Here is a 25,717-nt window from a genome sequence, read left to right on the forward strand (position 1 = left end):
TTATTTTTTGTCGCATGTGTCCAGTGTCCTGTGACGGCCGTGCAGCTTAGGCTCTGTGATCTTGTTTTTGTCTGACAATCGACGCAGGTGACCCATGATTCCCAGAACCTTGTTCAGCTCGGAGCACGAACTCTTTCGCCAGAGCGTGCGCACCTTCCTCGAAAAAGACGCGGTGCCGTTCCACTCGCAATGGGAGAAGCAGGGGCATATTGATCGCAACCTGTGGAGCAAGGCGGGGGAGGCGGGCATGCTCTGTTCCCATCTGCCGGAAGAGTACGGCGGCCTGGGCGCGGACTTTCTCTACAGCACCGTGGTGATTGAAGAAGTTGGACGGCTGGGCCTGACCGGGATCGGTTTTTCTCTGCATTCGGACATTGTTGCGCCGTATATCCTGCATTACGGCAGCGAGGTGCTCAAACACAAGTATTTGCCCAAGCTGGTCTCCGGGGAGATGGTCACGGCGATTGCCATGACCGAGCCGGGCGCCGGGTCCGACCTGCAAGGGGTCAAGACCACCGCGGTGCTGGATGGCGACGAATATGTGATCAATGGCTCCAAGACCTTTATTACCAACGGTTTCCTGGCGGACCTGGTGATTGTGGTGGCCAAGACCGACCCCAAGGCGGGCGCCAAGGGCACCAGCCTGTTCCTGGTCGAGGCCAATACGCCGGGCTTCGACAAGGGCAAGCGCCTGGAGAAGGTCGGGATGAAGGCCCAGGACACCTCCGAGCTGTTCTTCCAGGATGTACGCGTACCCAAGGAGAACCTGTTGGGCCAGGCCGGGATGGGCTTTGCCTACCTGATGCAGGAGCTGCCCCAGGAGCGCCTGACCGTGGCCATCGGCGCCCTGGCCTCGGCCGAAGCTGCATTGCAGTGGACGTTGGACTACACCCGCGAGCGCAAGGCGTTTGGCAAGGCGATTGCGGACTTCCAGAACACCCGTTTCAAACTGGCGGAGATTGCCACCGAGGTGCAGATCGGCCGGGTGTTTGTCGACAAGTGTCTGGAGTTGCATCTGCAAGGCAAGCTGGATGTGCCCACGGCGGCGATGGCCAAGTATTGGACCACCGACCTGCAATGCAAGGTGCTCGATGAGTGTGTGCAGTTGCACGGCGGCTACGGCTATATGTGGGAATACCCGATTGCCCGGGCCTGGGCGGATGCGCGGGTGCAGCGCATTTATGCGGGGACCAACGAGATCATGAAGGAGATCATTGCGCGGGCGCTTTGAATCTGTAGTGTTTTTGAGGGCCTCTTCGCGAGCAAGCCCGCTCCCACATTCGACCGAGTTCCATCTTTGGAATGCAGTCGAATGTGGGAGCGGGCTTGCTCGCGAAGGCGGCTTAAAGATCAATCAAGGCGCAGGGTTGGGATGATCCTTCTGAATCGCCTCAATCCCCTCCAACACCTCTTTCGACAGCTTCAGCTCGGCACTCGCGATATTGCTATCCAATTGCGCAAGCGTCGTCGCACCAATGATATTGCTGGTCACAAACGGCTGTTGCGTCACAAACGCCAGGGCCATCTGCGCCGGGTCCAGGCCGTGCTCGCGGGCCAGGGCCACATAACGGCTGCACGCTGCTTCCGACTGCGGGTTGAAGTAGCGACTGAAGCGGCTGTACAGGCTCAAGCGCCCCTTGGCCGGCCGTGCACCGCCTTCGTATTTGCCGCTGAGCATGCCGAAGGCCAACGGCGAATACGCCAGCAAGCCACATTGTTCACGGATGGCAATCTCCGCCAGGCCTACTTCAAAGCTACGGTTGAGCAGGTTGTAAGGGTTCTGGATCGACACCGCGCGGGTCCAGCCACGGGCCTCGGCCAGGGCCAGGAACTTCATGGTGCCCCACGGCGTTTCGTTGGACAGGCCGATATGCCGGATCTTGCCGGCCTTGACCTGTTCATCGAGCGCTTCAAGGGTTTCTTCCAGCGGCGTCAGGTCGGGCTCATCCTTGTGCTTGTAGCTCAATTGCCCGAAGAAGTTGGTGCTGCGCTCCGGCCAGTGCAGTTGGTACAGGTCGATCCAGTCGGTCTGCAGGCGCTTGAGGCTGGCATCCAGGGCCTCGACGATATGTTTACGGTTGTGCTTGAGCTGGCCATCGCGGATGTAGTCGATGGTATTGCCGGGGCCGGCGATCTTGCTGGCGAGGATCCAGTCGGCGCGGTCGCCTCGGCTCTTGAAGTAATTGCCAATGTAGCGCTCGGTGGTGGCATAGGTGTCGGCCTTGGGCGGCACCGGGTACATTTCGGCGGTATCGAGGAAGTTGATCCCCGCGCCTTTGGCCCGTTCGATCTGGGCGAAGGCCTCTGCCTCGGTATTCTGCTCACCCCAGGTCATGGTCCCGAGGCAGATCTCGCTCACGTTCAGATCGGTCCGGCCCAGCTGTCGATACTTCATTGGGTGCTCCTTCGGCAAAACAATCATAAAAGCAGGTTGAATTTTTTTTCGCAATCTGCATAATTGCCCACCTCTTTCTGCAGTGGAAGTGATGCGCCGCCTGCCGAAGAATCTTGCCGTTGAACGGACGCGCTGACCCGAGCCCCCGATAGCGTCTGTATCCGGCTGCCTTTGACTTGTCAAAGTACGCACTATTCAGTAAGATCCGCCGTCTAATTTACAGGGCGGCCCCTGAGGCTATTAAAGAATGACAACTTTTACTGCAAAACCGGAAACAGTTCAGCGCGACTGGTTTGTCGTCGACGCCGCTGGTCAGACCCTGGGTCGTCTGGCCACTGAAGTCGCCAGCCGTCTGCGTGGCAAGCACAAGCCTGAGTACACCCCTCACGTTGATACCGGTGACTACATCGTGATCATCAACGCTGAGCAGGTTCGTGTAACCGGCAACAAAGCAAGCGACAAAATGTACTACCGTCACTCCGGTTTCCCAGGCGGTATCAAGTCTTCGAACTTCGAAGGCCTGATTGCCAAGAAGCCTGAAGCCCCGATCGAGATCGCGGTTAAAGGTATGCTGCCGAAGGGCCCACTGGGTCGCGACATGTATCGCAAGCTGAAAGTCTATGCGGGCGCTGCTCACCCTCATGCTGCTCAGCAGCCCCAAGAACTGAAGTTTTAACGGAATAGTTCATTATGTCGGCGACTCAAAATTACGGCACTGGCCGTCGCAAAACCGCAACCGCACGCGTTTTCCTGCGTCCGGGCACTGGTAACATCTCGATCAACAACCGCACTCTGGAAAATTTCTTCGGTCGCGAAACTGCCCGCATGGTAGTTCGTCAGCCGCTGGAACTGACCGAGACCGTTGAAAAGTTCGACATCTACGTCACCGTCATCGGTGGCGGTGTAAGTGGTCAAGCTGGCGCAATCCGCCACGGTATCACTCGCGCTCTGATGCAGTACGACGAAACCCTGCGCGGCGCTCTGCGCAAAGCTGGCTTCGTGACTCGCGATGCCCGTGAAGTTGAACGTAAGAAAGTCGGTCTGCGTAAAGCGCGTAAGCGTCCGCAGTACTCGAAGCGTTAATTCGCTTTACGTTCCACAAAAACGCCCAGCCTCCTCACGGAGCTGGGCGTTTTTTATTGCCCGCGTTTTATGCAGGTTTTTTCTGTGTGACAACTTGCCACATCCGTAGACCCCCTATACTACAAGGCTTGGAGCTTGGGCTTCGGGTAATTACCTTGTCAGAGGTGGGGCTTTTCATTACCATTCGGCAAAATTTTTATAAGTTCAGATTTAATACTTAGTAGACGCCTGATTTAACAGGCCAAAAAGCTGATGGGAGAGGACTGAATGAGCAATGACGGCGTGAATGCAGGCCGGCGTCGCTTCTTGGTAGCAGCCACATCCGTGGTGGGTGCTGCAGGAGCGGTGGGGGCTGCGGTCCCGTTCGTGGGGTCATGGTTTCCCAGTGCCAAGGCGAAAGCCGCAGGTGCACCGGTGAAGGTGAATGTCAGCAAGATCGAGCCAGGCCAGCAGATGATTGCTGAATGGCGCGGCCAGCCAGTATTCATCGTTCGTCGTACCGAGGAAATCCTGGGGAATCTGAAGAAGATCGAGGGCCAGCTGTCTGACCCCGAGTCCAAGAATTCCGAGCAACCCGCCTACGCCCAAAACGAAGCGCGTTCGATCAAGCCAGAAATTCTGCTGCTGGTCGGTCTTTGCACGCACCTGGGTTGCTCGCCGACCTTCCGCCCGGAAGTCGCGCCTGTGGATCTGGGCAAGGACTGGGTTGGCGGTTATTTCTGCCCTTGCCACGGTTCCCACTACGACCTGGCCGGTCGCGTCTACAAGTCCCAGCCTGCCCCGTTGAACCTGCCGGTTCCGCCGCACAACTACGAATCTGACGACGTTATTGTCATTGGTGTCGATAAGGAGAGCGCGTAATGAGCAAGTTCATGGATTGGGTGGATGCGCGCTTCCCCGCCACCAAAATGTGGGAAGACCATCTCAGCAAGTATTACGCGCCGAAGAACTTTAACTTCTTCTACTTCTTTGGCTCCCTGGCACTGCTGGTGCTGGTCAACCAGATCGTTACCGGTGTCTGGCTGACCATGAGCTACACCCCGTCGGCAGAAGAGGCGTTTGCTTCCGTCGAATACATCATGCGTGACGTCGAGTACGGCTCGATCCTGCGTCTGCTGCACTCCACTGGCGCTTCGGCGTTCTTTATCGTGGTCTATCTGCACATGTTCCGTGGCTTGCTCTACGGCTCGTACCAGAAGCCACGTGAGCTGGTGTGGGTGTTCGGCATGCTGATCTACCTGGCGCTGATGGCAGAGGCCTTCATGGGCTACCTGCTGCCTTGGGGGCAGATGTCCTACTGGGGTGCCCAGGTGATCATCTCGCTGTTTGGCGCGATTCCGGTCATCGGCAACGACCTGACCCAGTGGATCCGTGGTGATTACCTGATCTCCGGCATCACCCTGAACCGCTTCTTTGCCTTGCATGTGGTGGCCTTGCCGATCGTGATTCTCGGCCTGGTGGTACTGCACATCCTGGCGCTGCACGAAGTGGGCTCGAACAACCCGGACGGCGTGGACATCAAGAAGCACAAGGACGAGAACGGCATTCCGCTGGACGGCATTCCTTTCCACCCTTACTACACCGTCAAAGATATCGTCGGCGTAGTGGTGTTCCTGTTTGTGTTCTGCTCGATTGTGTTCTTCTTCCCGGAAATGGGCGGCTATTTCCTCGAAAAACCGAACTTCGAACAGGCGAACGCCTTCAAGACCCCGGAACACATTGCCCCGGTCTGGTACTTCACCCCGTTCTACGCCATTTTGCGGGCGATTCCCGACAAGCTCATGGGCGTGATTGCCATGGGTGCAGCCATTGCCGTGTTGTTCGTGTTGCCGTGGCTCGACCGTAGCCCGGTCAAGTCCATGCGCTACAAAGGCTGGCTGAGCAAGATCTGGCTGTGGGTGTTCTGCATCTCGTTCGTGATCCTGGGCGTGCTGGGCGTACTGGCGCCAACCCCTGAGCGTACGTTGCTGTCGCAGGTCTGCACCTTCCTGTACTTCGCCTACTTCATTCTGATGCCGTTCTACACCCGGCTTGAGAAGACAAAACCGGTTCCGGAAAGGGTGACTGGCTGATGAAAAAATTATTCGCTGCATTGATTCTTGCTGCCCTGCCGGCCCTGTCCTTTGCTTCCGGTGCAGGTGTTGAACTGGAAAAAGTCGACATCGACGTTTCTGACAAGGCGGCCATGCAAGACGGCGCCCGTACGTTCGCCAACTACTGCATGGGCTGCCACAGCGCCAAGTTCCAGCGTTACGAGCGCGTTGCCGATGACCTGGGCATCCCGCATGACCTGATGCTCAGCAACCTGGTGTTTACGGGCGCCAAGATTGGCGACCATATGAACATCGGCATGCAACCGGCTGATGCCAAGGCCTGGTTCGGTGCTGCTCCGCCTGACCTGACCCTGGTCGCTCGCGTACGTGGCACAGACTGGCTGTATGGCTACCTGAAGTCGTTCTACGAAGACCCGACACGTCCTTGGGGCGTGAACAACAAGGTCTTTCCGAACGTCGGCATGCCTAACGTGCTGGTCGGCCTGCAAGGTCGCCAGGTGGTAGGATGCAAGCAGGTTCAAGTCGTTGAAAACGGCAAGAAGCAATATGACCCGCTGACCGGCACGCCGTTGACCCATGAAGCCTGTGATCAACTGACCATCGTGCCCAAGAGCGGTGCGCTGAACGAGGAGCAGTTCGACGAGAAGGTCAAGAACCTGGTGACCTTCCTGGCGTACTCCGCCAACCCGGTCAAACTGGAGCATCAACGCATCGGTACCTATGTGTTGCTGTACCTGGCGTTCTTCTTCGTATTCGCTTATTTGCTCAAGCGCGAATACTGGAAGGATGTGCATTGATCCAACCTTAGGCAATTGCTGTTAATCTTGCGCGCCCAGCGACGTCTCTGAACGGGTAACGCTCTGGTTGATCCAGGTGTTACGGGAGATGCTTTCTGGGCGCGCTCGTTTTTGAGCTTTCGATAATTTCAACAAGCGAGGAGGACCGCCATGGGCGTGACCAATCGGTTGGCCTGTTACTCCGACCCCGCCGACCACTATTCCCACCGAGTACGCATCGTGCTCGCAGAGAAGGGTGTCAGCGCCGAGATCATCAGTGTGGAGGTGGGACGTCATCCGCCGAAACTGATCGAAGTGAACCCTTACGGCAGCTTGCCCACCCTGGTCGATCGTGACCTGGCGCTGTGGGAGTCAACCGTGGTGATGGAATATCTGGATGAGCGTTACCCCCATCCACCTTTGCTGCCGGTTTATCCCGTGGCACGTGCCAACAGCCGCCTGCTGATCCATCGGATCCAGCGTGACTGGTGTGGGCTGGTGGATCTGATTCTGGATACACGCAGCAAAGAAGCGGCCCGTGTGCAGGCGCGCAAGGAATTGCGCGAGAGCCTGACCGGCGTTTCACCGTTATTTGCCGACAAACCTTTTTTCCTCAGTGAGGAACAAAGCCTGGTCGATTGCTGCCTATTACCCATACTCTGGCGTTTGCCGATTCTGGGCATTGAATTGCCGCGGCCTGCCAAGCCGCTGCTTGATTACATGGAGCGCCAGTTTGCGCGTGAGGCTTTCCAGGCAAGTCTGTCTGGCGTCGAACGCGATATGCGCTAAGGCTTAAGGAGCCGTTGATGAACTCCAGTCGACCTTATCTGGTCCGCGCGCTCTATGAGTGGATTGTGGATAACGATTGCACCCCGCACATGCTGGTCAATTCCGAGTTTCCTGCGGTGCAGGTGCCACAAGGTTTTGCCAGTGATGGACAGATTGTCCTGAACGTTTCGCCCAGTGCCGTACGTCAACTGCACATGGACAATGAAGCGGTCAGCTTTGAAGGGCGTTTTGGCGGGGTACCGCATACGCTCTATGTGCCTATCGGCGCGATCCTGGGGATTTATGCCCGGGAGAATGGCCAGGGCATGGTGTTTGATCTGGAGTCGTCTCTTGAAGGCGACGAAGCGATCGAAGTTGAAGATGATGACCTGCCGCCACCGGACTCCGAGCCGCCGCGCCCTACTGGCCGGCCGAGCTTGAAAGTGGTGAAGTGACGGAGCATGAGCCTGCGGGCGCGTGCTGAATAAAATGCCCCGGCTTTGGCCGGGGCATTTTTTTGCCCGGTACAAAGTCATGGTGAGCGGTGATCGTACAACTCGCTTGGGCTATGATGCGCCTTTGGATCATCGAGATAATTGGCTACCCATGGAAAACCTCAGCCCCGCCCCGCGTCTTCCCCGCAAGCGCCGCAGCCTTGCCCAGGAATTGGTCACGGTGTTGTCCGAGCAGATCCGCGACGGCCAGCTCAAGCGTGGCGACAAGTTGCCCACCGAGTCGGCGATCATGGATGCCCATGGGGTCAGTCGCACGGTGGTGCGCGAGGCGATCTCGCGCTTGCAGGCGGCCGGGCAGGTGGAGACCCGGCATGGTATCGGCACTTTTGTGTTGGATACGCCGAGCCCCAGCGGCTTTCGCATTGATCCCGCCACGGTGGTGACGTTACGTGATGTGTTGGCGGTCCTGGAGCTGCGCATTAGCCTGGAAGTAGAGTCCGCCGGTCTCGCGGCCCAGCGCCGCAGTGACGAGCAACTGGCGGCGATGCGCGCGGCCCTCGATGCCTTGAATGAAAGTGCGGCGCACGCCAGCGATGCGGTGGCCTCGGATTTCCAGTTCCACCTGCAGATTGCCTTGTCCACCGGCAACCGCTACTTCACCGACATCATGACGCACCTGGGCACCAGCATTATCCCGCGGACCCGCCTGAATTCAGCGCGCCTGGCCCATGATGACCAGCAGCACTACATGAGCCGCCTGAGTCGTGAACACGAGGAGATTTATGAGGCGATTGCCCGCCAGGATTCGGATGCGGCGCGGGCGGCGATGCGCTTGCATTTGACTAACAGTCGGGAGCGGCTGCGCCAGGCTCATGAAGAGGCGCAGGCGCAGCGGGGGTGATTCTGTGTTTGTCGGGGGAGGTGTATCACGCCAGGGTAAAGTCGATTTGGGTAACTTCGCCATTGTCGATATGGAAGTTTTTGGCCAGGATCAATGCAGGCGGATCACCATCAAGTTGAACGGTGTCACCGATATTGGGTAGGTCCGCAGCATCGATATTCTGTGTTCCGGGTTTGGATTTATTGGATTTGGATGTGAACGTGCATTTTTTTTTAGTTGCCATGGTGTGCCTCACTATTCTGGATTAGTAAAGGGCCTCCAAGGTGACTGCACCTCTTGCTGTTGAGGTAGCTTGGTGGTGGCATCCAATCTAGGGGCAGCAAGCATATCGCTGATACTGTCAGAATTCACAGTGACGACGAACGGTCCCCTGTGTGCGAGTCATCCGTACACAGGGGAACTATGGCTACCTCAAGGCAGCGGGTTATTCGGCTTGTAGTCCTTAAGCAACAAATACGTACTCCACCCCCACCAATCATTGGTCCACTGCTTGTCATTCAGGTTGTTGACGTCCTTGCGCCGCAGCACCTTGTCGCCTTCGGCCTTGAACAATGGCGAAAAGTTATTTGCCGGGTTGTTCGCCGCATTCAGGTCCGGCACATGCAGCGGTGCCTTGAACGTGGCTGGGGAGGGCGCGATACCGCTGATGTACGCGTCGAATATCTCGTCGGCCGAAGCCTGCACGGCACGCTTGACCTGGGTGCGGTTGGCGGCATCGTTGCTATCGAAATAGCGCTTGTCACCATAGGCATGCCACTCATCGCCCAGGGCGTTGCGCACGTTAAGCCCGAACTTGCTGTCTTCATCGTGCATAAAACGACTGATCAGCGAACCCAATTCACCTGGTGTGACCACCGCCGCCAGTTGCTTGCGCGGGACGCGCAGGTGGCCCGCAGAAAACAGATCGGTCAAAAAGTGATCGGCAAAGCTGTTCATGGCGTAGGCCAATTCCAATTGCTGATCACTGCCGTTCTGGTGAGCCACTACCGCTTGTTGCAGGGCGGCAGTATGCCCGGCCAGGTAGGCTGACAGCGCCCATTCACCGAAATGGTCGGCATTGTCGGCCGCCAGCTTCAGATAGCGACCCAGTGGCACCATCGCTGATACGACGCTGCCGCCGCCAGTGATACGGTTCCACTCTTCAGACAACGTATCTCCTAATGCATCATAGGCCTCGTGCGGTTGTTTGCCGTCCTTGATGGCCTGCTTGACTGCATTGATCTCTTTTTGCATGACCGCGAGGATTTGGCCCGCTTCGGCCCGCGATGCCGGCAACGTTGCCAGCGAGTTGAAGGCCGCGCTAAAGCGTTGCACGCGGTCGGCTGCCGACGCGCCATCGCTGATGGGTTGACCGGGAATGCCGTAGAAATCCCCCCCCAGGGAGATGATCTGGCCATAGGTCAGGGCCAGGCCGTTGGGCAGGTGCAACTCGACGTTAGCACCCGGAATAGAGGGTTCTCCCTGCACAAAACGCAGTTGGGTGTCATCGCCAATGGCGGTGTGCTCGCCGCCCTCGAAGCGCAGGGAAGGGATAGGGTTTTTGATGTTGATCGATTTAAGTTCTGACATGTTAGCTCCTTGCTATGTCGTAGGACTCTTCCTTATTAACTGTATGTATATACAGTTGTCACGAGAATAGAGGAATAATTTCCTACGTCAAGGCGCTCTCTATAAACGAACGCAAAATCCTGGCAAGCGACGAAATAATATTGACGAACGATTTTATAGTTGTACGATGACGTACGACATTAACAATAACTGTTCATTGATAGTCTTTACCCAGGGTGTTCGAATAATGAATCCACAAGAACTGAAGTCCATCCTCTCCCACGGTCTGCTGTCTTTCCCAGTGACCGATTTCAACGCCCAGGGTGATTTCAACCAGGCGGGCTATATCAAGCGCCTGGAGTGGCTGGCCCCTTACGGCGCCACCGCTCTGTTTGCAGCCGGCGGTACCGGTGAGTTTTTCTCCCTGGCAGCCAGTGAATATTCCCAAGTGGTGAAAACCGCTGTTGATACCTGCGCCACCAGCGTACCGATTCTCGCCGGTGTTGGCGGCTCCACGCGCCAGGCCATCGAATACGCCCAGGAGGCCGAGCGCCTGGGGGCCAAGGGCCTGTTGCTGCTGCCGCATTATCTGACCGAAGCCAGCCAGGACGGTGTCGCCGCCCACGTCGAGGCGGTGTGCAAATCGGTGAAGATTGGCGTGGTGGTCTACAACCGCAACGTCTGCCGCCTGACCGCTCCACTGCTGGAGCGCCTGGCCGAACGTTGCCCGAACTTGATCGGCTACAAGGATGGCCTGGGTGATATCGAGCTGATGGTGTCGATCCGTCGCCGTCTGGGTGACCGTTTCAGCTACCTGGGCGGCTTGCCGACCGCAGAGGTCTACGCCGCTGCCTACAAGGCCCTCGGCGTGCCGGTGTATTCCTCGGCGGTGTTCAACTTCATTCCGAAAACCGCGATGGACTTCTACCATGCAGTTGCCCGGGAAGATCACGCCACCGTCGACAAGATCATCGATGACTTCTTCCTGCCTTACCTGGACATCCGTAATCGCAAGGCCGGTTATGCCGTGAGCATCGTCAAGGCGGGCGCAAAAATCGCCGGCTATGACGCAGGCCCGGTGCGTACCCCGCTGACCGATCTGCTGCCGGAAGAGTACGAAGCCCTGGCTGCGCTGATCGATAAGCAAGGCGCGCAGTAACCCAATAACAAAGCCGCTGAGTCATCAGCGGCTTTTTGCGTCAGGAGAAGATTCGTGTCCCAAGCCAAGCGTTTTGACAACTACATCGGTGGCCAGTGGGTGGCCGGTGCTGACTACTCAAGCAATATCAACCCGTCGGATCTGTCGGATGTCATCGGCGATTTCGCCAAGGCCGATCTGGCCCAGGTCAACGCCGCCATCGACGCCGCCCGCGCGGCGTTCCCGGCATGGTCGACTTCCGGCATCCAGGCCCGGCATGACGCACTGGATAAAGTCGGCAGCGAGATCCTCGCGCGCCGTGAAGAACTCGGCACGCTGCTGGCCCGCGAAGAGGGCAAGACCCTGCCCGAAGCCATTGGCGAAGTGACCCGCGCCGGCAATATCTTCAAGTTTTTCGCCGGCGAATGCCTGCGTCTGTCCGGTGATTACCTGCCGTCGGTGCGCCCTGGGGTCAATGTCGAAGTCACTCGTGAAGCCTTGGGCGTGGTGGGCCTGATCACCCCGTGGAACTTCCCGATTGCCATCCCCGCCTGGAAAATCGCCCCGGCCCTGGCCTACGGCAACTGCGTGGTGCTCAAACCGGCAGACCTGGTGCCCGGCTGTGCCTGGGCCCTGGCAGAAATCATCTCCCGCGCCGGCTTCCCCAGTGGCGTGTTCAACCTGGTGATGGGCAGTGGCCGAGTGGTCGGTGATGCGCTGGTCAACAGCCCGAAGGTCGATGGCATCAGCTTCACCGGCTCCGTGGGCGTAGGGCGGCAGATCGCGGTCAGTTGCGTGTCGCGCCAGGCCAAGGTGCAGTTGGAAATGGGCGGCAAGAACCCGCAAATCATCCTCGATGATGCCGACCTCAAGCAGGCCGTCGAGTTGTCGGCGCAGAGCGCGTTCTACTCCACCGGCCAGCGTTGCACGGCGTCCAGTCGCTTTATCGTGACGGCCGGGATTCATGACCGGTTCGTCGCGGCCATGGCCGAGCGCATGCAGTCGATCAAGGTCGGGCATGCCCTGCATGCCGGGACCGATATTGGCCCAGTGGTGTCCCAGGCTCAATTGGACCAGGACTTGAAATACATCGACATCGGCCAGGGCGAAGGCGCGCGGCTGGTCAGCGGTGGTGGCCTGGTGACCTGCGACACCGAAGGTTACTTCCTGGCGCCGACGCTGTTTGCCGACAGCGAAGCCGCCATGCGCATCAGTCGTGAAGAAATCTTCGGCCCCGTGGCCAATGTGGTGCGCGTGGCGGACTACGAGGCGGCGCTGGCCATGGCCAATGACACCGAGTTCGGCTTGTCGGCGGGCATTGCCACCAGCTCGCTCAAATACGCCAACCACTTCAAGCGCCACTCCCAGGCCGGGATGGTGATGGTCAACCTGCCGACGGCGGGTGTGGATTATCACGTTCCCTTCGGTGGCCGGAAGGGTTCATCCTACGGTTCGCGTGAGCAAGGTCGCTATGCGCAAGAGTTCTACACCGTGGTGAAAACCAGCTACATCGGCTCATAAACCCACCCCCCGTAAAGAGGGGGTTTCTGTAGGAGCGAGCTTGCTCGCGAAAAACTTCAGGGCGACACGACCTACCTGGATGTACGCGTTATCGTTGACGTTTTTCGCGAGCAAGCTCGCTCCTACAAGAGCCAGCGTTACGCAACACACAACCATTACCCGCAAAAAAAATAATTAGTGGGAGTACATCTACATGCAAGCGACCAAGCCGACGCACGTCCGTTATTTGATCTTGCTCATGCTGTTCCTGGTGACCACGATCAACTACGCCGACCGTGCCACCATCGCCATCGCAGGTTCCAGCCTGCAAAAAGACCTCGGCATCGACGCGGTCACCCTCGGTTACATCTTCTCTGCATTCGGTTGGGCCTATGTGGCCGGGCAAATCCCCGGCGGCTGGCTGCTGGACCGGTTCGGCTCGAAAAAAATCTATGCCCTGAGCATCTTCACCTGGTCGCTGTTCACCGTGCTGCAAGGCTATGTCGGTGAGTTCGGGGTCTCCACCGCCGTGGTTGCGCTGTTCATGCTGCGCTTTTTGGTCGGCCTGGCAGAAGCGCCTTCCTTTCCCGGTAATGCGCGGATTGTCGCGGCCTGGTTCCCCACCGCCGAACGCGGTACGGCCTCGGCGATCTTCAACTCGGCGCAGTACTTCGCCACGGTGTTGTTTGCACCGCTGATGGGCTGGATCGTCTACAGCTTCGGCTGGCAGCATGTGTTTATCGTGATGGGTCTGATCGGTATCGTGTTCTCGCTGATCTGGCTCAAAGTGATCTACAGCCCGCGCCAGCACCCGTTGATCAACGAGGCCGAGTTCAATCACATCGCCGCCAACGGGGCGATGGTCGATATGGATCAGGACAAGGCCAAGGGTAAGAAAACCGACGGGCCGAAGTGGGATTACATCCGCCAGTTGCTGACCAATCGCATGATGCTCGGTGTGTACCTGGGCCAGTACTGCATCAACGGCATTACCTACTTCTTCCTGACCTGGTTCCCGGTGTATCTGGTGCAGGACCGTGGCATGACCATCCTCAAGGCCGGCTTTATCGCCTCGCTGCCAGCGATCTGCGGGTTTATTGGCGGTGTCTTGGGTGGGGTTATTTCCGACTACTTGCTGCGCAAGGGCCATTCCCTGACCTTCGCACGCAAGGCGCCGATCATTGCCGGCCTGCTGGTCTCCAGCAGCATCATTGCCTGCAACTATGTGGACGTGGAATGGATGGTCGTCGGCTTCATGGCCCTGGCCTTCTTCGGCAAAGGCGTTGGCGCACTGGGTTGGGCGGTGGTGTCCGACACCTCGCCGAAACAGATCGCCGGCCTCAGCGGTGGCTTGTTCAACACCTTTGGCAACCTGGCTTCGATCACCACGCCGATCGTGATTGGCTACATCATCAGCACCACCGGCTCGTTCAAGTGGGCCCTGGTGTTCGTCGGCGCCAACGCGCTGGTGGCGGTGTTCAGCTATCTGGTGATCGTCGGTCCGATCAAGCGCGTGGTGCTCAACGAGCCACCGAGCAAAGGCCCCGAGTTGACTAACCTTACCCAAGCGCAATCCTGAAGGGGCCGTGCGATGCAGTTGATTGAACATGCCGACTCGCCGCGCTCCATTCGTTTGCACGAGCGCGACAATGTAGTGATTGTGGTCAATGACCAGGGCGTGCCGGCCGGGACCGAGTTCCCGGACGGCTTGGTGACCGTGGAGTTCATTCCCCAGAGCCACAAGGTGACCCTGGAAGATATCCCCGAAGGCGGTCAGATTATTCGCTATGGCCAGACCATCGGTTACGCCTTGCAGCCGATACCGCGAGGCAGTTGGGTCCAGGAAGATCAGTTGCGCATGCCAACGGCGCCGCCGCTGGACAGCTTGCCGCTGTCCACCGAAGTGCCCGAGGCCCAGGCGCCATTGGAAGGTTTTACCTTCGAAGGCTATCGCAACGCGGATGGCACCGTGGGCACGCGCAATATCCTCGGCATCACCACCACCGTGCAGTGCGTGACCGGCGTGCTGGACCACGCGGTCAAGCGCATCAAGGACGAGTTGCTGCCCAAGTACCCGCATGTCGATGACGTGGTGGCCCTGACCCACAGCTACGGGTGTGGCGTGGCCATTACCGCCACCGACGCCTATATCCCGATCCGTACCGTGCGTAACCTGGCGCGCAACCCGAACCTGGGTGGCGAAGCCCTGGTGATCAGCCTGGGCTGCGAGAAACTGCAGGCCGGGCAGGTGATGCACGACAACGACAGCTCGGTGGACCTCAGTGAACCGTGGTTGTATCGCCTGCAGGACGCAAGCCATGGTTTCACCGAAATGATCGAGCAGATCATGGAATTGGCCGAAACCCGCCTGAAGAAACTCGACCTGCGCCGCCGCGAAACCGTACCGGCGTCGGAGCTGATCCTCGGTATGCAATGTGGTGGCAGTGACGCTTTTTCCGGGATCACGGCCAACCCGGCGCTGGGTTACGCCTCGGACTTGTTGTTACGGGCGGGGGCGACGGTGATGTTTTCCGAAGTCACCGAAGTGCGCGATGCCATTTACCTGCTGACTTCCCGCGCGGAAAACCAGGATGTTGCCCGGGAACTGGTGCGGGAAATGGACTGGTACGACCGCTACCTGGCCAAGGGCGAGGCCGACCGCAGCGCCAATACCACGCCGGGCAACAAGAAGGGCGGGTTGTCGAATATTGTCGAGAAGTCCCTGGGCTCCATCGTCAAATCCGGCAGCAGCGCGATCAATGGCGTGCTTGGGCCTGGCGAACGGTTCAAGGGCAAAGGCCTGATCTTCTGCGCGACACCGGCCAGCGATTTTGTCTGCGGCACCTTGCAACTGGCGGCGGGGATGAACCTGCATGTGTTCACCACCGGTCGCGGCACGCCCTATGGGCTGGCGATGGCGCCGGTGGTGAAGGTCTCGACCCGTACGGAACTGGCGCAGCGCTGGCCGGACCTGATCGATATCGATGCCGGGCGGATCGCCACTGGCCGTGCAACCATCGAAGAGTTGGGATGGGAGTTGTTCCACTTCTATCTGGATGTGGCCAGCGGCAAGAAGCAGACCTGGGCTGAGAGGCACAAACTGCACAATGACATTACCTTGTTCAATCCGGCGCCGATCACCTAGGCCTTGGGGTTAGGGCAGCGCGCTGATCAATGCCTGCAGATGGGGGTAGACCTGTTGCGGGCTGGTCGCGCGAAGGATGTGCCCGGACATTGCAGGCATGGGGTGGCGCGTGTAGTAGTCCGCACAGACAAAGCCGTCTACCCAGCCATCGACATACACCTGATGGTCAGAGCGGGCATCTCCGACGATCACGGCCCGGCCCTTGAGCTTGCCGCTCTGGCGCCATTGCCCGACGATTCTGCTCTTGCCGCGCCCGGGATTTATCAGCGGTGAGGGCCAGGGGCATAGGGCCCGCGAACCGGCCCAGAACAGACGGTTGGCGATCACGTTGTGTGTGTCGATATCCAGCGAGCGGGCGATGGGGGCGATCCACTCGATGTAGCCGCCGGACAGGATATGCACTTGTGTGCCCTCGCGTTGCAGGTTACGCAGCATCAGCATCAGCATCAGGTCCGGGTCGAGGCTGCCAATGATCGCGTCGACATAGTGGTTGATATGGCGCTTGCGGATGCGCGGGATCAGCTTGATCAAGGACAGCAGCTCCCAGGTACTGGCCCGGCCGGCCAACGCCTTGGGCGCCAGCCGTTGCAGTTGCTCCAGCGTAGCCTGGGCGCCGGGGCCGTCGCCAAGCGCCGACTTGATGACTTCCAGGGTGCTTTCGTGGTTCACCAGAGTCTGGTCAAAGTCGAAGATTACATGGGTTGTGTCAGCTGTGGTCACGGGCGTACCTGCTTATCTAGCTGGCGATACTGGTGTTTATCCTCGCGGGTCCACAGGGTCGCAGCGATACCCAGGTGTTGGGCAATGCGTGCCTGGACCTGGTCGGCAAACGCCTGGCCACTTTGCTGCTCCTGGCGTTCGAGGCGCTCCAGGTAGGTCATTTCGCAGATGGCCCAGGGCATCATCAGCACACGTAGGAAGCTCGCCAGGCCAGAAGCATGCAGCGGGCTGGCGACTAGGCCGAAGGGTAAAATCAGGCGTCCGGCCAGCGGCACCACGGGCAAGCCGCGGCTCAACAGCCCCGCGCGAAAGCGATACAAGCCCCGGCCATTGTTAATGGTCGCTTCGGGGGTGGTGTAAAGCGCGGTGCCTTGTGGGTGGGTGCGCAGTTTATGCAGGTTGCGGGAGAAGGCCTTCTTATCTGCACCGTTCCAGAACTGCCCACCCGAGCATTTGAGCAGCAGGAAGGCCGTGAAGGCGATAAAACGGTTGTAACCGCTGGACGCCACCAGCGTCGCGCCAGGCATCGCCAGGATGGCGAACGGGTCAATCACGCTGACGTGATTGGCGGCCACCACGCAGCCGTCGGTGAGAAGGGCGATTTGCCGTGATGAGTGTGTGCAGCGGATCCGGATACCCATTATCCCTAGAAGGCCTCGATACATGATGCGTCTGACAGCCAGAGGTAACGGCCAGGCGATCAGACTCACCATGACCATTGATAGCAGGCGCAGGCCTGCCAGCACGCAGCCAAAGGGCAGGTACAGTGGGCGTAGCCAGCAGGGATAGGCCCAGACTTCCCGGGTGCATAGGCCCGCTACAGAATGAAGGGGGGCTGGTGGAGGTAGATTGTCTTTCAAGGGGGCCTACTCAAGTGATGATGGTCGTCAGGCCAGCTTGGTTTGCTCGGCGGTTTTCATCCGGCGCGAAAACCGCTCGATGCGCGCCAGGTTGGCAGGGCTGATTTCCTTGAACCGCTCGCAGGTAAGATCAATTTTCACGTGCGGGCCATAAGGGGTTTCAATCACTTGCCCCGCGATGTGTGGTGCGTGCAAAAAGGCCCTGTTCATTTCCAGTGCACGGTGATGTTGGATATTGGTCAGGGTGTAAATCTTCTCGAAACCCAAGTGTTTAAACCCGTATTCAAGTGCCAGGTGAATGGCGATAAAGGGGTAGGGTGTTCCCCAGTATTTCCTCAGGAAACGGTTGCCGAAGTTGATCCCGTATTCTTTCTTTGCGAACCCGGCATAACCGATAAATGAACCCTCCAGGCCAATGCTCACTGCCCAGCGTGACCAGTTCTGGTCGGCCATTTCTTTTTTGAAGGTCGAGATTTCGTTTGTGGCAGCGGCCATGTCCCGGGTGGTGCCGGCTGAAATGAACTTCATCGCTTCGGGGTCACTGAGCAGCTCGGTATACCCCTTGATGTCCTGATCGTCCCAGCTTCTGATATGCACGTTGTATAAATGGCTGACGGATCTACGCATGAGTCCCCCCTGGAGTTATTCAGTTGTTACAGGAGGGGATTTTCAGGGGCAGCGTTGATGAAACAGAGGTGTGGATTCTCGTTAGTGCGTGGGAGCCTGTGTAGTGGTTTGTGGGACAGTCGACTCTCAAGCGAGAGCTTGGTATTACCTCCTACAAAATAGGCACAGTTCCCTGTTTTTATTTTTTAGTTAGTGCTCATGTTTAGAAATGAAATGTGAACAGTCGGTGCCACTGCTTTATCATTGCAACTCCCTGAAAACAGGACTTAAGGCTGATACAGCATGCTCGCCATTTTCCTTGCGACGCTCACCATCACCGCACCGGTGTTTGCCATGCTGTTCCTGGGGGCGTTGCTCAAGCGCATCAGTTGGATCAACGACAACTTTATCCACACCGCATCGGCCCTGGTGTTCAACGTCACCATGCCGGCGTTGCTGTTTCTGGGGATTCTGCACGCCGACCTGCATTCGGCGCTCAAGCCAGAACTGCTGATCTATTTCTCCTTGGCCACGGTCGTCAGCTTTGCCCTGGCCTGGGGCTGGGCGATCTTTCGTTGCCCGCGTGAGGATCGGGGCATCTATGCCCAAGGGGCATTTCGCGGCAATAACGGAGTGATCGGCCTGGCACTGGCGGCCAGCATGTATGGGGACTACGGGATCTCCCTCGGGGCGATCCTCGCGGGGCTGGTGATCCTGTTCTACAACACCCTGTCGACCATCGTGCTGGCAGTCTATAGCCCGGTGATCAAGTCTGACCCGTGGAGCATCTGCAAGAGCGTACTGGCCAACCCGTTGATTCTCAGCGTGATTGCCGCCACACCGTTTGCCTATTTCCAGATTGGCCTGCCCGGTTGGCTGCAAACCTCCGGTCAGTACCTGGCGGACATGACGCTGCCCCTGGCCCTGATCTGCATTGGCGGCACTTTGTCACTGGCTGCATTGCGCCAAAGCGGCAACATGGCGTTGAGCGCCAGCCTGGTGAAGATGATTGGCTTGCCGGTCGTGGCAACGCTGGGGGCTTGGTTGTATGGCTTCCGGGGGCCGGAGTTGGGGATTCTGTTCCTGTATTTCGGCGCGCCGACGGCCGCTGCCAGTTTTGTCATGGCCCGTGCGGCCCAGGGTAATCATGAACTGGCGGCGGCGATTATTGTGATCACCACCTTGATGGCGGCGGTGACCACCAATATCGGGATCTTTGTGTTGCAGGCGGGTGGCTGGGTGTAGGAGGCAAGCTCGCTCCTACAAAGGGGTTTGCTGATAACTGTCGATCACTTCCTGCGCCGCCCGAAATGCATCAATCGCCGCCGGCACGCCGGCATACACCGCGCAATGCAGCAGCGCCTCGCGAATTTCTTCAACAGTACAGCCATTGTTCAGCGCACCGCGTACATGGCCCTTGAGTTCTTGCGGGCACTTCAAGGCGGTCAGCGCCGCGAGGGTAATCAGGCTGCGGGTCTTCAGCGGCAGGCCTTCACGGTTCCACACCCCACCCCAGGCATGTTCGTTGACGAAGTCCTGCAACGGCTGAGTGAACTCGGTGGCATTGCCCAGGGCGCGATCGACAAACGCATCGCCCATTACCTGGCGACGCATTTCTACGCCGGATTTCGCTTGATCGGTCATTGCGACTCCCTCTTGTGTTGACGGCGCCAGGCTCGCAGCGAGGTGAATAACAGGAACGCCACCAGCGCTGGCAGGACGTAATACAGCATCAATTGTTCAAGTTTGTTGGCCAGCGGCATGCCCGTGGTGAATGACACCACGTGCAGCCCATAAGCCAGGTACAACCCCAGCAGCAGCAAACCTTCGGCGCGGGTGATGCGGTAGCCGGTGTAAAACACCGGCAGGCACAACACCACGACGCCGAGCATCACCGGCAAGTCGAAATCCAGGGCGTTGGGCGACACTGACAAGGGCAACGGCGCCACCAGCGCGGTAAAGCCCAGCACTCCCAACAGATTGAACAGGTTGCTGCCGATCACGTTCCCCACCGCAATCTCCCGTTCGCCGCGCAGGGCGGCGATCAGTGAGGTTGCGAGGCACGGCAGGGACGTGCTGACGGCAACGATGGTCAGGCCGATCACCCGCTCGGACAGGCCCAGGTCGCTGGCCACTTCCACCGCCGCTCCCAACACCAGATGCCCGGCGAACATCAGCAACACGAGCCCGCCGATCATCCACAGCAAACTGCTCAGCCACGGCGCCTGTACCACCGTGTCGCGGGTCCGTGGGCGGCGCGAGTGGCGGGTCTGGTACAGCAACAGACCCAGGTAGGCGAGCAGGGCGGCAAGCAAGGCCAGGCCGTCAAGCGGTGTCAGTTCTTCATCACTGGCGAGAATAAACAGCAGCATGCTGGCGCCGATCATCACCGGGATATCCAGGCGCACCAATTGCCGCGACACGCGCAGGGGAATGATCAGCGCCGAGAGGCCAAGCGTCACGAGGATATTGAAGATGCTGCTGCCAATCACACTGCCCACCGCAATATCGGTGTTACCGGCGAGGGTGGCTTGCAGGCTGACGGCGATTTGTGGCGCGCTGCTGCCAAAGGCGACGATGCTCAAGCCTATGATCAGCGGCCTGACCTTGAGGCTGGCGGCCAGGCGCACGGCGGCGCGCACCAGCATTTCGGCACCGGCAATCAGCAGCAGCAGGCCGCTGATCAGTTCAATCAGGCTCATGGGCGAGAGGGCGCTTAATCCGAAAATGGCCAGGGCTCCGTCAGTCAGTTGTTCAGGGCTTGCACGCGCACGCGCGCGGTGCCGCTGCGCAGCATACCCAACTGCTCGGCGGCCTGGCGTGAAAGATCGATCAACCGGCCACGGATGTGCGGGCCGCGATCATTGATGCGCACCACCACGGATTTGTCGTTGGCAAGATTGGTAACCTTGACCCGCGTGCCGAACGGCAGGCGCCGGTGAGCGGCGGTCAGGGCGTGTTGGTTGAAGGGTTCACCGCTGGCGGTTTTCTTGCCGTGGTGCTTGGCGCCGTAGTAGGACGCGGTGCCGGTTTCGTCGTAGCCGTTGGGGTCGATCATGCCGCTGGCGCAGCCGGTGAGCAGGGAGAACAGGGCCAGGAGGCCGAGCAGACGCTTCATTTTCAAGGTGTCCCCAAAATTGATGTGGGGACCGACCCCTGTAGGAGCTGGCTTGCCTGCGATGCGGGCGCCTCGGTGTTTCAGATGCACCGAGGTGATGCTATCGCAGGCAAGCCAGCTCCTACAGAAGCCGGTTCCTACAGGGCGGCAACCGTTATCAGCCTTCGAGCTTGCTCTTGAGCAATTCGTTCACCTGTTGCGGGTTGGCCTTGCCTTTGGAGGCCTTCATCGCCTGGCCCACAAAGAAGCCGAACATCTTGCCGCGCTTGGCTTCATCCGCCGCGCGATACTGCTCGACCTGCTCGGCGTTGGCCGCGAGCATTTCATCAAGAACGGCCGAGATGGCGCCGCTGTCGGTGACTTGCTTGAGGCCGCGCTTCTCGATGATATCGTCGGCACTGCCTTCACCGCTGGCCATGGCTTCAAACACGGTCTTGGCGATTTTGCCGGAGATGGTGTTGTCCTTGATGCGCAGCAACATGCCGCCCAACTGCTCGGCCGAGACCGGTGCTTCGTCGATTTCCAGCCCCTGCTTGTTCAACAGGCTGCCCAACTCGACCATGACCCAGTTGGCCGCCAGTTTGGCGTCGCCGGCGATGCTCACGACTTTTTCGAAGTAGTCCGCTTGCTCGCGGCTCGACGCCAGGACGCTGGCGTCGTACACCGAAAGACCGAACTGCGCCTGGAAGCGCTCGCGTTTTTGCGGTGGCAATTCCGGCAGGGTGGCGCGCACGTCATTGAGGAACGAATCCTCGATGACCACCGGCAACAGGTCCGGATCGGGGAAGTAACGGTAGTCGTTGGCTTCCTCCTTGCTGCGCATGGCGCGGGTTTCGTCTTTGTTCGGGTCGTACAGGCGGGTCTGCTGGATCACCTTGCCGCCGTCTTCGATCAGCTCGATCTGGCGACGGACTTCGGTGTTGATCGCCTTCTCGATGAAGCGGAACGAGTTGACGTTCTTGATCTCGCAGCGGGTGCCGTACTCGGCCTGGCCTTTTGGCCGCACCGACACGTTGCAGTCGCAACGCAGGGAGCCTTCGGCCATGTTGCCGTCGCAGATGCCCAGGTAACGCACCAGCGCGTGGATCGTCTTGACGTAGGCCACGGCTTCCTTGGCACTGCGCATGTCCGGCTCGGACACGATCTCCAGCAGCGGCGTACCGGCGCGGTTCAGGTCGATGCCGCTGGCGCCGTTGAATTCTTCATGCAGGCTCTTGCCGGCATCTTCTTCCAGGTGCGCACGGGTCACACCGACACGTTTGATCGTGCCGTCTTCCAACGGGATGTCCAGGTAGCCCTTGCCGACGATCGGCAATTCCATCTGGCTGATCTGGTAGCCCTTGGGCAGGTCCGGGTAGAAGTAGTTCTTGCGCGCAAACACGTTGTGCTGGCCGATCTCGGCGTCAATCGCCAGGCCGAACATCACCGCCATGCGCACCGCTTCCTGGTTCAGCACTGGCAATACGCCAGGCATGCCCAGGTCTACCAGGCTGGCCTGGGTGTTGGGCTCAGAGCCGAACGTGGTGGCGCTACCGGAGAAAATCTTCGATTGGGTGGCGAGCTGGGTATGAATCTCCAGCCCGATCACAACTTCCCATTGCATAGTGTTCTCCTCAGAAGCCGGTTGGGGTGCGAGTGTGCCAGTCAGTGTTCAACTGGTACTGGTGCGCCACATTGAGCAAGCGGCCTTCCTGGAAATACGGGGCGAGCAACTGCACGCCCACCGGCAGCCCGTCGACGAAACCGGCTGGCATGGACAAGCCTGGCAAGCCCGCGAGGTTGGCGGTGATGGTGTACAGGTCTTCCAGGTACTCGGCGATCGGGTCGCCGGTCTTGGCACCGATCTTCCAGGCCGGGTTCGGCGTGGTCGGGCCGATGATCACGTCGACTTCATTAAAGGCCGCCATGAAGTCGTTCTTGATCAGGCGTCGGATTTTCTGCGCCTTGAGGTAGTACGCATCGTAGTAGCCAGCCGACAGGGCGTAGGCACCGACCATGATTCGGCGCTGTACTTCCACGCCGAAGCCTTCGCCACGGGAGCGCTTGTACAGGTCGGTGAGGTCTTTCGGGTCTTCACAGCGGTAGCCGAAACGTACGCCGTCGAAACGCGACAGGTTGGACGAGGCTTCAGCCGGGGCGATCACGTAATAAGCCGCAATTGCGTGCTGGTTGTTCGGCAGGCTGATTTCCTTGATCACCGCGCCGAGCTTTTCCAGCTCCTTGATGCTGTTGTGCACCAGTTCGGCGATACGCGGGTCGAGACCGGCGCTGAAGTACTCTTTCGGCACGCCGATGCGTAGGCCCTTGAGCGAGGTATTGAGGCTGGCGCTGTAGTCCGGCACCGGCTCATCGATGCTGGTGGAGTCCTTTGTATCGAACCCAGCCATGCCTTGTAACAATATCGCGCAGTCTTCGGCAGTGCGAGCCAGAGGGCCGCCTTGGTCGAGGCTGGACGCGTAGGCAATCATGCCCCAGCGGGAAACGCGACCGTACGTCGGTTTCAAACCGGTGAGGTTGGTGAATGCCGCAGGCTGGCGGATCGAGCCGCCGGTATCGGTGGCCGTGGCGGCCGGCAGGAAGCGCGCAGCAACGGCTGCGGCCGAACCACCGGACGAACCGCCAGGCACGTGCTCCAGGTTCCACGGGTTTTTCACCGCACCGTAGTAGCTCGATTCGTTGGCCGAGCCCATGGCGAACTCGTCCATGTTGGTCTTGCCCAGGGTCACAGCCCCGGCCTCGGCCAGCTTGGCGACGACAGTGGCGTCGTAGGGCGCCTTGAAGTTGTCGAGCATCTTCGAGCCGCAACTGGTGCGGATGCCCTGGGTGCAGAACAGGTCCTTGTGACCGATTGGCGCACCCAGCAGCGCGCCGTTTTCACCGTTGGCGCGACGGGCGTCGGCGGCCTTGGCCTGGCCCAGGGCGAGTTCCTCGGTGAGGCTGATGAAGCTGTTGACCTTCGGATCCAGTGCGGCGATACGTGCCAGCAGGGTCTGGGTCAGCTCTTCGGAAGAAAACTTTTTGTCGGCGAGACCGCGGGCGATCTCGGCCAGAGTCATTTGATGCATTGCAGGCTCTTTCCCTTTAGTCGATGACTTTCGGAACCAGGTACAGGCCGTTTTCGACCGCTGGTGCGATGGACTGGTAGGCCTCGCGGTGATTGCGCTCGGTCACGACGTCTGCGCGCAGGCGCTGGCTGGCTTCCAGTGGGTGAGCCAGGGGCTCGATGCCGTCGGTATTGACGGCCTGCATTTGGTCGACCAGCCCGAGAATGCTGTTCAGGGCTGCGGTGGTCTGTGGAAGATCGGCTTCATTGAGGCCCAGGCAGGCCAGATGAGCGATTTTTTCCACGTCGGAGCGTTCAAGCGCCATGGGATTCTCCAGTGGAAAACAGAACGGAAGCTATCCGTGTGTTAGATTGTCGGAACACTACCGCATTTCTACGGTCATATGGCCGCGATTGTGGGGTTAGGTGCACAGAAAGTCGGTCAATTTAGCACATTGGCGCCTTGCCCAAAATCCCTGTCGTTGTTAGAGTTTGCCGCACTTTTTTACCCACGCGTTGCCTAGGGTCCTTTCCCCATGTTCAAGAAACTGCGTGGCATGTTTTCCAGCGATCTTTCCATTGACCTGGGCACTGCCAACACCCTTATTTACGTGCGCGAGCGCGGTATCGTCCTGAATGAGCCATCGGTTGTGGCCATTCGGACCCATGGTAATCAGAAAAGTGTCGTTGCCGTGGGCACCGAGGCCAAGCGTATGCTCGGCCGTACACCTGGCAACATTGCCGCCATTCGTCCGATGAAAGACGGCGTGATCGCCGACTTCAGCGTCTGCGAGAAGATGCTGCAGTACTTCATCAACAAGGTTCACGAAAACAGTTTCCTGCAGCCCAGCCCTCGTGTGCTGATCTGCGTGCCATGCAAGTCCACCCAGGTGGAGCGTCGTGCCATCCGTGAATCGGCCCTTGGCGCCGGTGCTCGTGAAGTGTTCCTGATCGAGGAGCCAATGGCTGCTGCGATCGGTGCCGGCCTGCCGGTTGAAGAGGCGCGCGGTTCGATGGTGGTGGATATCGGTGGTGGTACCACCGAGATCGCCCTGATTTCCCTCAATGGTGTGGTGTATGCCGAATCCGTACGCGTAGGCGGCGACCGCTTCGACGAAGCGATCATCACTTATGTGCGCCGTAACTACGGCAGCCTGATCGGCGAATCCACCGCCGAGCGCATCAAGCAGGAAATCGGCACCGCTTACCCGGGTGGCGAAGTGCGCGAAGTCGATGTGCGCGGTCGCAACCTGGCCGAAGGCGTGCCACGTGCCTTTACCCTGAACTCCAATGAAGTGCTGGAAGCTCTGCAAGAGTCCCTGGCCACCATCGTTCAGGCTGTGAAGAGCGCCCTGGAGCAATCGCCGCCGGAACTGGCTTCCGATATCGCCGAGCGTGGCCTGGTACTGACCGGTGGTGGCGCCTTGCTGCGCGACCTCGACAAGTTGCTGGCCCAGGAAACCGGTCTGCCGGTGATCGTCGCCGAAGACCCGCTGACCTGTGTGGCTCGTGGCGGTGGTCGTGCACTGGAAATGATGGATAAACACACCATGGACCTGCTCTCCAGCGAATAAGATCGTTGGTTGCGCCATGTTTCGCCAACAGGC

Annotated in this window: 27 protein-coding genes; 15 read left to right on the forward strand and 12 right to left on the reverse strand. The window is 59.2% G+C overall.

All coding sequences use genetic code 11. The features are described from left to right. Positions 1–94: 94 nt before the first annotated feature. Positions 95–1,231, forward strand: a complete 1,137-nt coding sequence (locus tag FJD34_RS03855) for an acyl-CoA dehydrogenase family protein (RefSeq protein ID WP_032860122.1) — start codon at positions 95–97, stop codon at positions 1,229–1,231. A 123-nt stretch (positions 1,232–1,354) separates the two neighbouring features. Here the strand turns inward: FJD34_RS03855 and FJD34_RS03860 are convergent, their stop codons facing one another. After that, complete coding sequence (locus FJD34_RS03860; protein WP_032860121.1) at positions 1,355–2,395, reverse strand: NADP(H)-dependent aldo-keto reductase; 1,041 nt, start codon at positions 2,393–2,395, stop codon at positions 1,355–1,357. A gap of 247 nt (positions 2,396–2,642) precedes the next feature. On the opposite strand from FJD34_RS03860, the gene rplM reads away from it, so the two are divergent. From rplM to FJD34_RS03900, 8 genes are all read left to right on the forward strand, one after another. Further along, positions 2,643–3,071 carry a 50S ribosomal protein L13 gene (gene rplM / locus FJD34_RS03865; RefSeq protein WP_029291908.1) on the forward strand — a complete coding sequence of 143 codons (429 nt, stop codon included), beginning with the start codon at positions 2,643–2,645 and terminating at the stop codon, positions 3,069–3,071. Positions 3,072–3,085: 14 nt separating this feature from the next. Further along, positions 3,086–3,478: a 30S ribosomal protein S9 gene (gene rpsI / locus FJD34_RS03870; protein WP_003216038.1), complete on the forward strand. Its 393-nt coding sequence runs from the start codon at positions 3,086–3,088 to the stop codon at positions 3,476–3,478. A 267-nt stretch (positions 3,479–3,745) separates the two neighbouring features. Continuing rightward, complete coding sequence (petA, locus tag FJD34_RS03875; protein WP_032860120.1) at positions 3,746–4,339, forward strand: ubiquinol-cytochrome c reductase iron-sulfur subunit; 594 nt, start codon at positions 3,746–3,748, stop codon at positions 4,337–4,339. Beyond that, complete coding sequence (locus FJD34_RS03880) at positions 4,339–5,550, forward strand: cytochrome b (RefSeq protein WP_003188526.1); 1,212 nt, start codon at positions 4,339–4,341, stop codon at positions 5,548–5,550. Before petA ends, FJD34_RS03880 begins: the two co-directional genes overlap by 1 nt. Then, entirely contained in the window at positions 5,550–6,329 is a 780-nt protein-coding gene (locus tag FJD34_RS03885; protein ID WP_032860119.1) for a cytochrome c1, read from the forward strand. The genes FJD34_RS03880 and FJD34_RS03885 overlap by 1 nt, the downstream gene beginning before the upstream one ends. A 150-nt stretch (positions 6,330–6,479) precedes the next feature. Beyond that, positions 6,480–7,097: a glutathione S-transferase N-terminal domain-containing protein gene (locus tag FJD34_RS03890; protein WP_027604841.1), complete on the forward strand. Its 618-nt coding sequence runs from the start codon at positions 6,480–6,482 to the stop codon at positions 7,095–7,097. Positions 7,098–7,114: 17 nt separating this feature from the next. Next, a complete protein-coding gene (locus FJD34_RS03895) occupies positions 7,115–7,531 on the forward strand; it encodes a ClpXP protease specificity-enhancing factor (RefSeq protein ID WP_032860118.1) in 417 nt (138 codons plus the stop codon). 151 nt (positions 7,532–7,682) lie between these two features. Then, positions 7,683–8,432, forward strand: a complete 750-nt coding sequence (locus FJD34_RS03900) for a FadR/GntR family transcriptional regulator (protein ID WP_032860117.1) — start codon at positions 7,683–7,685, stop codon at positions 8,430–8,432. 25 nt (positions 8,433–8,457) lie between these two features. Here the strand turns inward: FJD34_RS03900 and FJD34_RS03905 are convergent, their stop codons facing one another. Both FJD34_RS03905 and FJD34_RS03910 read right to left on the reverse strand, forming a co-directional pair. Further along, positions 8,458–8,655: a hypothetical protein gene (locus tag FJD34_RS03905; protein WP_032860116.1), complete on the reverse strand. Its 198-nt coding sequence runs from the start codon at positions 8,653–8,655 to the stop codon at positions 8,458–8,460. Between the two features lie 188 nt (positions 8,656–8,843). Next, positions 8,844–10,001 (reverse strand): phospholipase, encoded by a 1,158-nt coding sequence (locus FJD34_RS03910; RefSeq protein WP_065944213.1) that lies wholly within the window; start codon positions 9,999–10,001, stop codon positions 8,844–8,846. Between the two features lie 226 nt (positions 10,002–10,227). Between FJD34_RS03910 and kdgD the strand changes: the two genes are divergently transcribed. The 4 genes from kdgD to garD all read left to right on the forward strand — a co-directional run bounded on the left by kdgD (position 10,228) and on the right by garD (position 15,763). Further along, positions 10,228–11,139 (forward strand): 5-dehydro-4-deoxyglucarate dehydratase, encoded by a 912-nt coding sequence (gene kdgD / locus FJD34_RS03915; protein ID WP_032860114.1) that lies wholly within the window; start codon positions 10,228–10,230, stop codon positions 11,137–11,139. A gap of 54 nt (positions 11,140–11,193) precedes the next feature. Next, positions 11,194–12,639 carry an aldehyde dehydrogenase family protein gene (locus tag FJD34_RS03920; protein ID WP_032860113.1) on the forward strand — a complete coding sequence of 482 codons (1,446 nt, stop codon included), beginning with the start codon at positions 11,194–11,196 and terminating at the stop codon, positions 12,637–12,639. 193 nt (positions 12,640–12,832) lie between these two features. Continuing rightward, positions 12,833–14,197, forward strand: coding sequence for an MFS transporter (locus tag FJD34_RS03925; RefSeq protein WP_032860112.1), 1,365 nt, complete (start codon positions 12,833–12,835; stop codon positions 14,195–14,197). A 12-nt stretch (positions 14,198–14,209) separates the two neighbouring features. Next, the gene (gene garD, locus FJD34_RS03930) at positions 14,210–15,763 is read left to right on the forward strand and encodes a galactarate dehydratase (protein WP_032860111.1); all 1,554 of its coding nucleotides are present in this window, start codon (positions 14,210–14,212) and stop codon (positions 15,761–15,763) included. A gap of 9 nt (positions 15,764–15,772) precedes the next feature. On the opposite strand, the gene FJD34_RS03935 is transcribed toward garD, so the two are convergent. From FJD34_RS03935 to FJD34_RS03945, 3 genes are all read right to left on the reverse strand, one after another. Further along, positions 15,773–16,483 carry an HAD-IB family phosphatase gene (locus FJD34_RS03935; RefSeq protein WP_090292046.1) on the reverse strand — a complete coding sequence of 237 codons (711 nt, stop codon included), beginning with the start codon at positions 16,481–16,483 and terminating at the stop codon, positions 15,773–15,775. After that, on the reverse strand, positions 16,480–17,124 hold the full coding sequence (locus FJD34_RS03940; RefSeq protein WP_083204911.1) for a 1-acyl-sn-glycerol-3-phosphate acyltransferase: 645 nt from the start codon (positions 17,122–17,124) through the stop codon (positions 16,480–16,482). Before FJD34_RS03940 ends, FJD34_RS03935 begins: the two co-directional genes overlap by 4 nt. 246 nt (positions 17,125–17,370) lie before the next feature. Next, positions 17,371–17,970 carry a GNAT family N-acetyltransferase gene (locus FJD34_RS03945; RefSeq protein ID WP_050593344.1) on the reverse strand — a complete coding sequence of 200 codons (600 nt, stop codon included), beginning with the start codon at positions 17,968–17,970 and terminating at the stop codon, positions 17,371–17,373. 282 nt (positions 17,971–18,252) lie between these two features. On the opposite strand from FJD34_RS03945, the gene FJD34_RS03950 reads away from it, so the two are divergent. Further along, positions 18,253–19,194 carry an AEC family transporter gene (locus FJD34_RS03950; RefSeq protein WP_032860109.1) on the forward strand — a complete coding sequence of 314 codons (942 nt, stop codon included), beginning with the start codon at positions 18,253–18,255 and terminating at the stop codon, positions 19,192–19,194. Positions 19,195–19,209: 15 nt separating this feature from the next. Here FJD34_RS03950 and FJD34_RS03955 read toward each other — a convergent pair whose 3' ends face one another. The 6 genes from FJD34_RS03955 to gatC form a co-directional block, all read right to left on the reverse strand. Continuing rightward, positions 19,210–19,593, reverse strand: coding sequence for a carboxymuconolactone decarboxylase family protein (locus tag FJD34_RS03955; RefSeq protein WP_090292041.1), 384 nt, complete (start codon positions 19,591–19,593; stop codon positions 19,210–19,212). Beyond that, positions 19,590–20,651 (reverse strand): calcium/sodium antiporter, encoded by a 1,062-nt coding sequence (locus tag FJD34_RS03960; RefSeq protein WP_032860106.1) that lies wholly within the window; start codon positions 20,649–20,651, stop codon positions 19,590–19,592. The genes FJD34_RS03955 and FJD34_RS03960 overlap by 4 nt, the downstream gene beginning before the upstream one ends. Positions 20,652–20,695: 44 nt before the next feature. After that, positions 20,696–21,067 (reverse strand): septal ring lytic transglycosylase RlpA family protein, encoded by a 372-nt coding sequence (locus FJD34_RS03965; protein ID WP_032860105.1) that lies wholly within the window; start codon positions 21,065–21,067, stop codon positions 20,696–20,698. Between the two features lie 157 nt (positions 21,068–21,224). Further along, positions 21,225–22,670 carry an Asp-tRNA(Asn)/Glu-tRNA(Gln) amidotransferase subunit GatB gene (gatB, locus tag FJD34_RS03970; RefSeq protein ID WP_090292038.1) on the reverse strand — a complete coding sequence of 482 codons (1,446 nt, stop codon included), beginning with the start codon at positions 22,668–22,670 and terminating at the stop codon, positions 21,225–21,227. Positions 22,671–22,680: 10 nt separating this feature from the next. Next, complete coding sequence (gene gatA / locus FJD34_RS03975) at positions 22,681–24,132, reverse strand: Asp-tRNA(Asn)/Glu-tRNA(Gln) amidotransferase subunit GatA (protein ID WP_032860103.1); 1,452 nt, start codon at positions 24,130–24,132, stop codon at positions 22,681–22,683. A 16-nt stretch (positions 24,133–24,148) separates the two neighbouring features. Continuing rightward, a complete protein-coding gene (gene gatC, locus FJD34_RS03980) occupies positions 24,149–24,436 on the reverse strand; it encodes an Asp-tRNA(Asn)/Glu-tRNA(Gln) amidotransferase subunit GatC (protein ID WP_032860102.1) in 288 nt (95 codons plus the stop codon). A gap of 210 nt (positions 24,437–24,646) precedes the next feature. Between gatC and mreB the strand changes: the two genes are divergently transcribed. Continuing rightward, a complete protein-coding gene (gene mreB / locus FJD34_RS03985) occupies positions 24,647–25,684 on the forward strand; it encodes a rod shape-determining protein MreB (RefSeq protein ID WP_002555108.1) in 1,038 nt (345 codons plus the stop codon). Positions 25,685–25,717: the final 33 nt, after the last annotated feature.

The organism is Pseudomonas brenneri (genome assembly GCF_007858285.1).
Classification (GTDB): Bacteria; Pseudomonadota; Gammaproteobacteria; order Pseudomonadales; family Pseudomonadaceae; genus Aquipseudomonas; species Aquipseudomonas brenneri.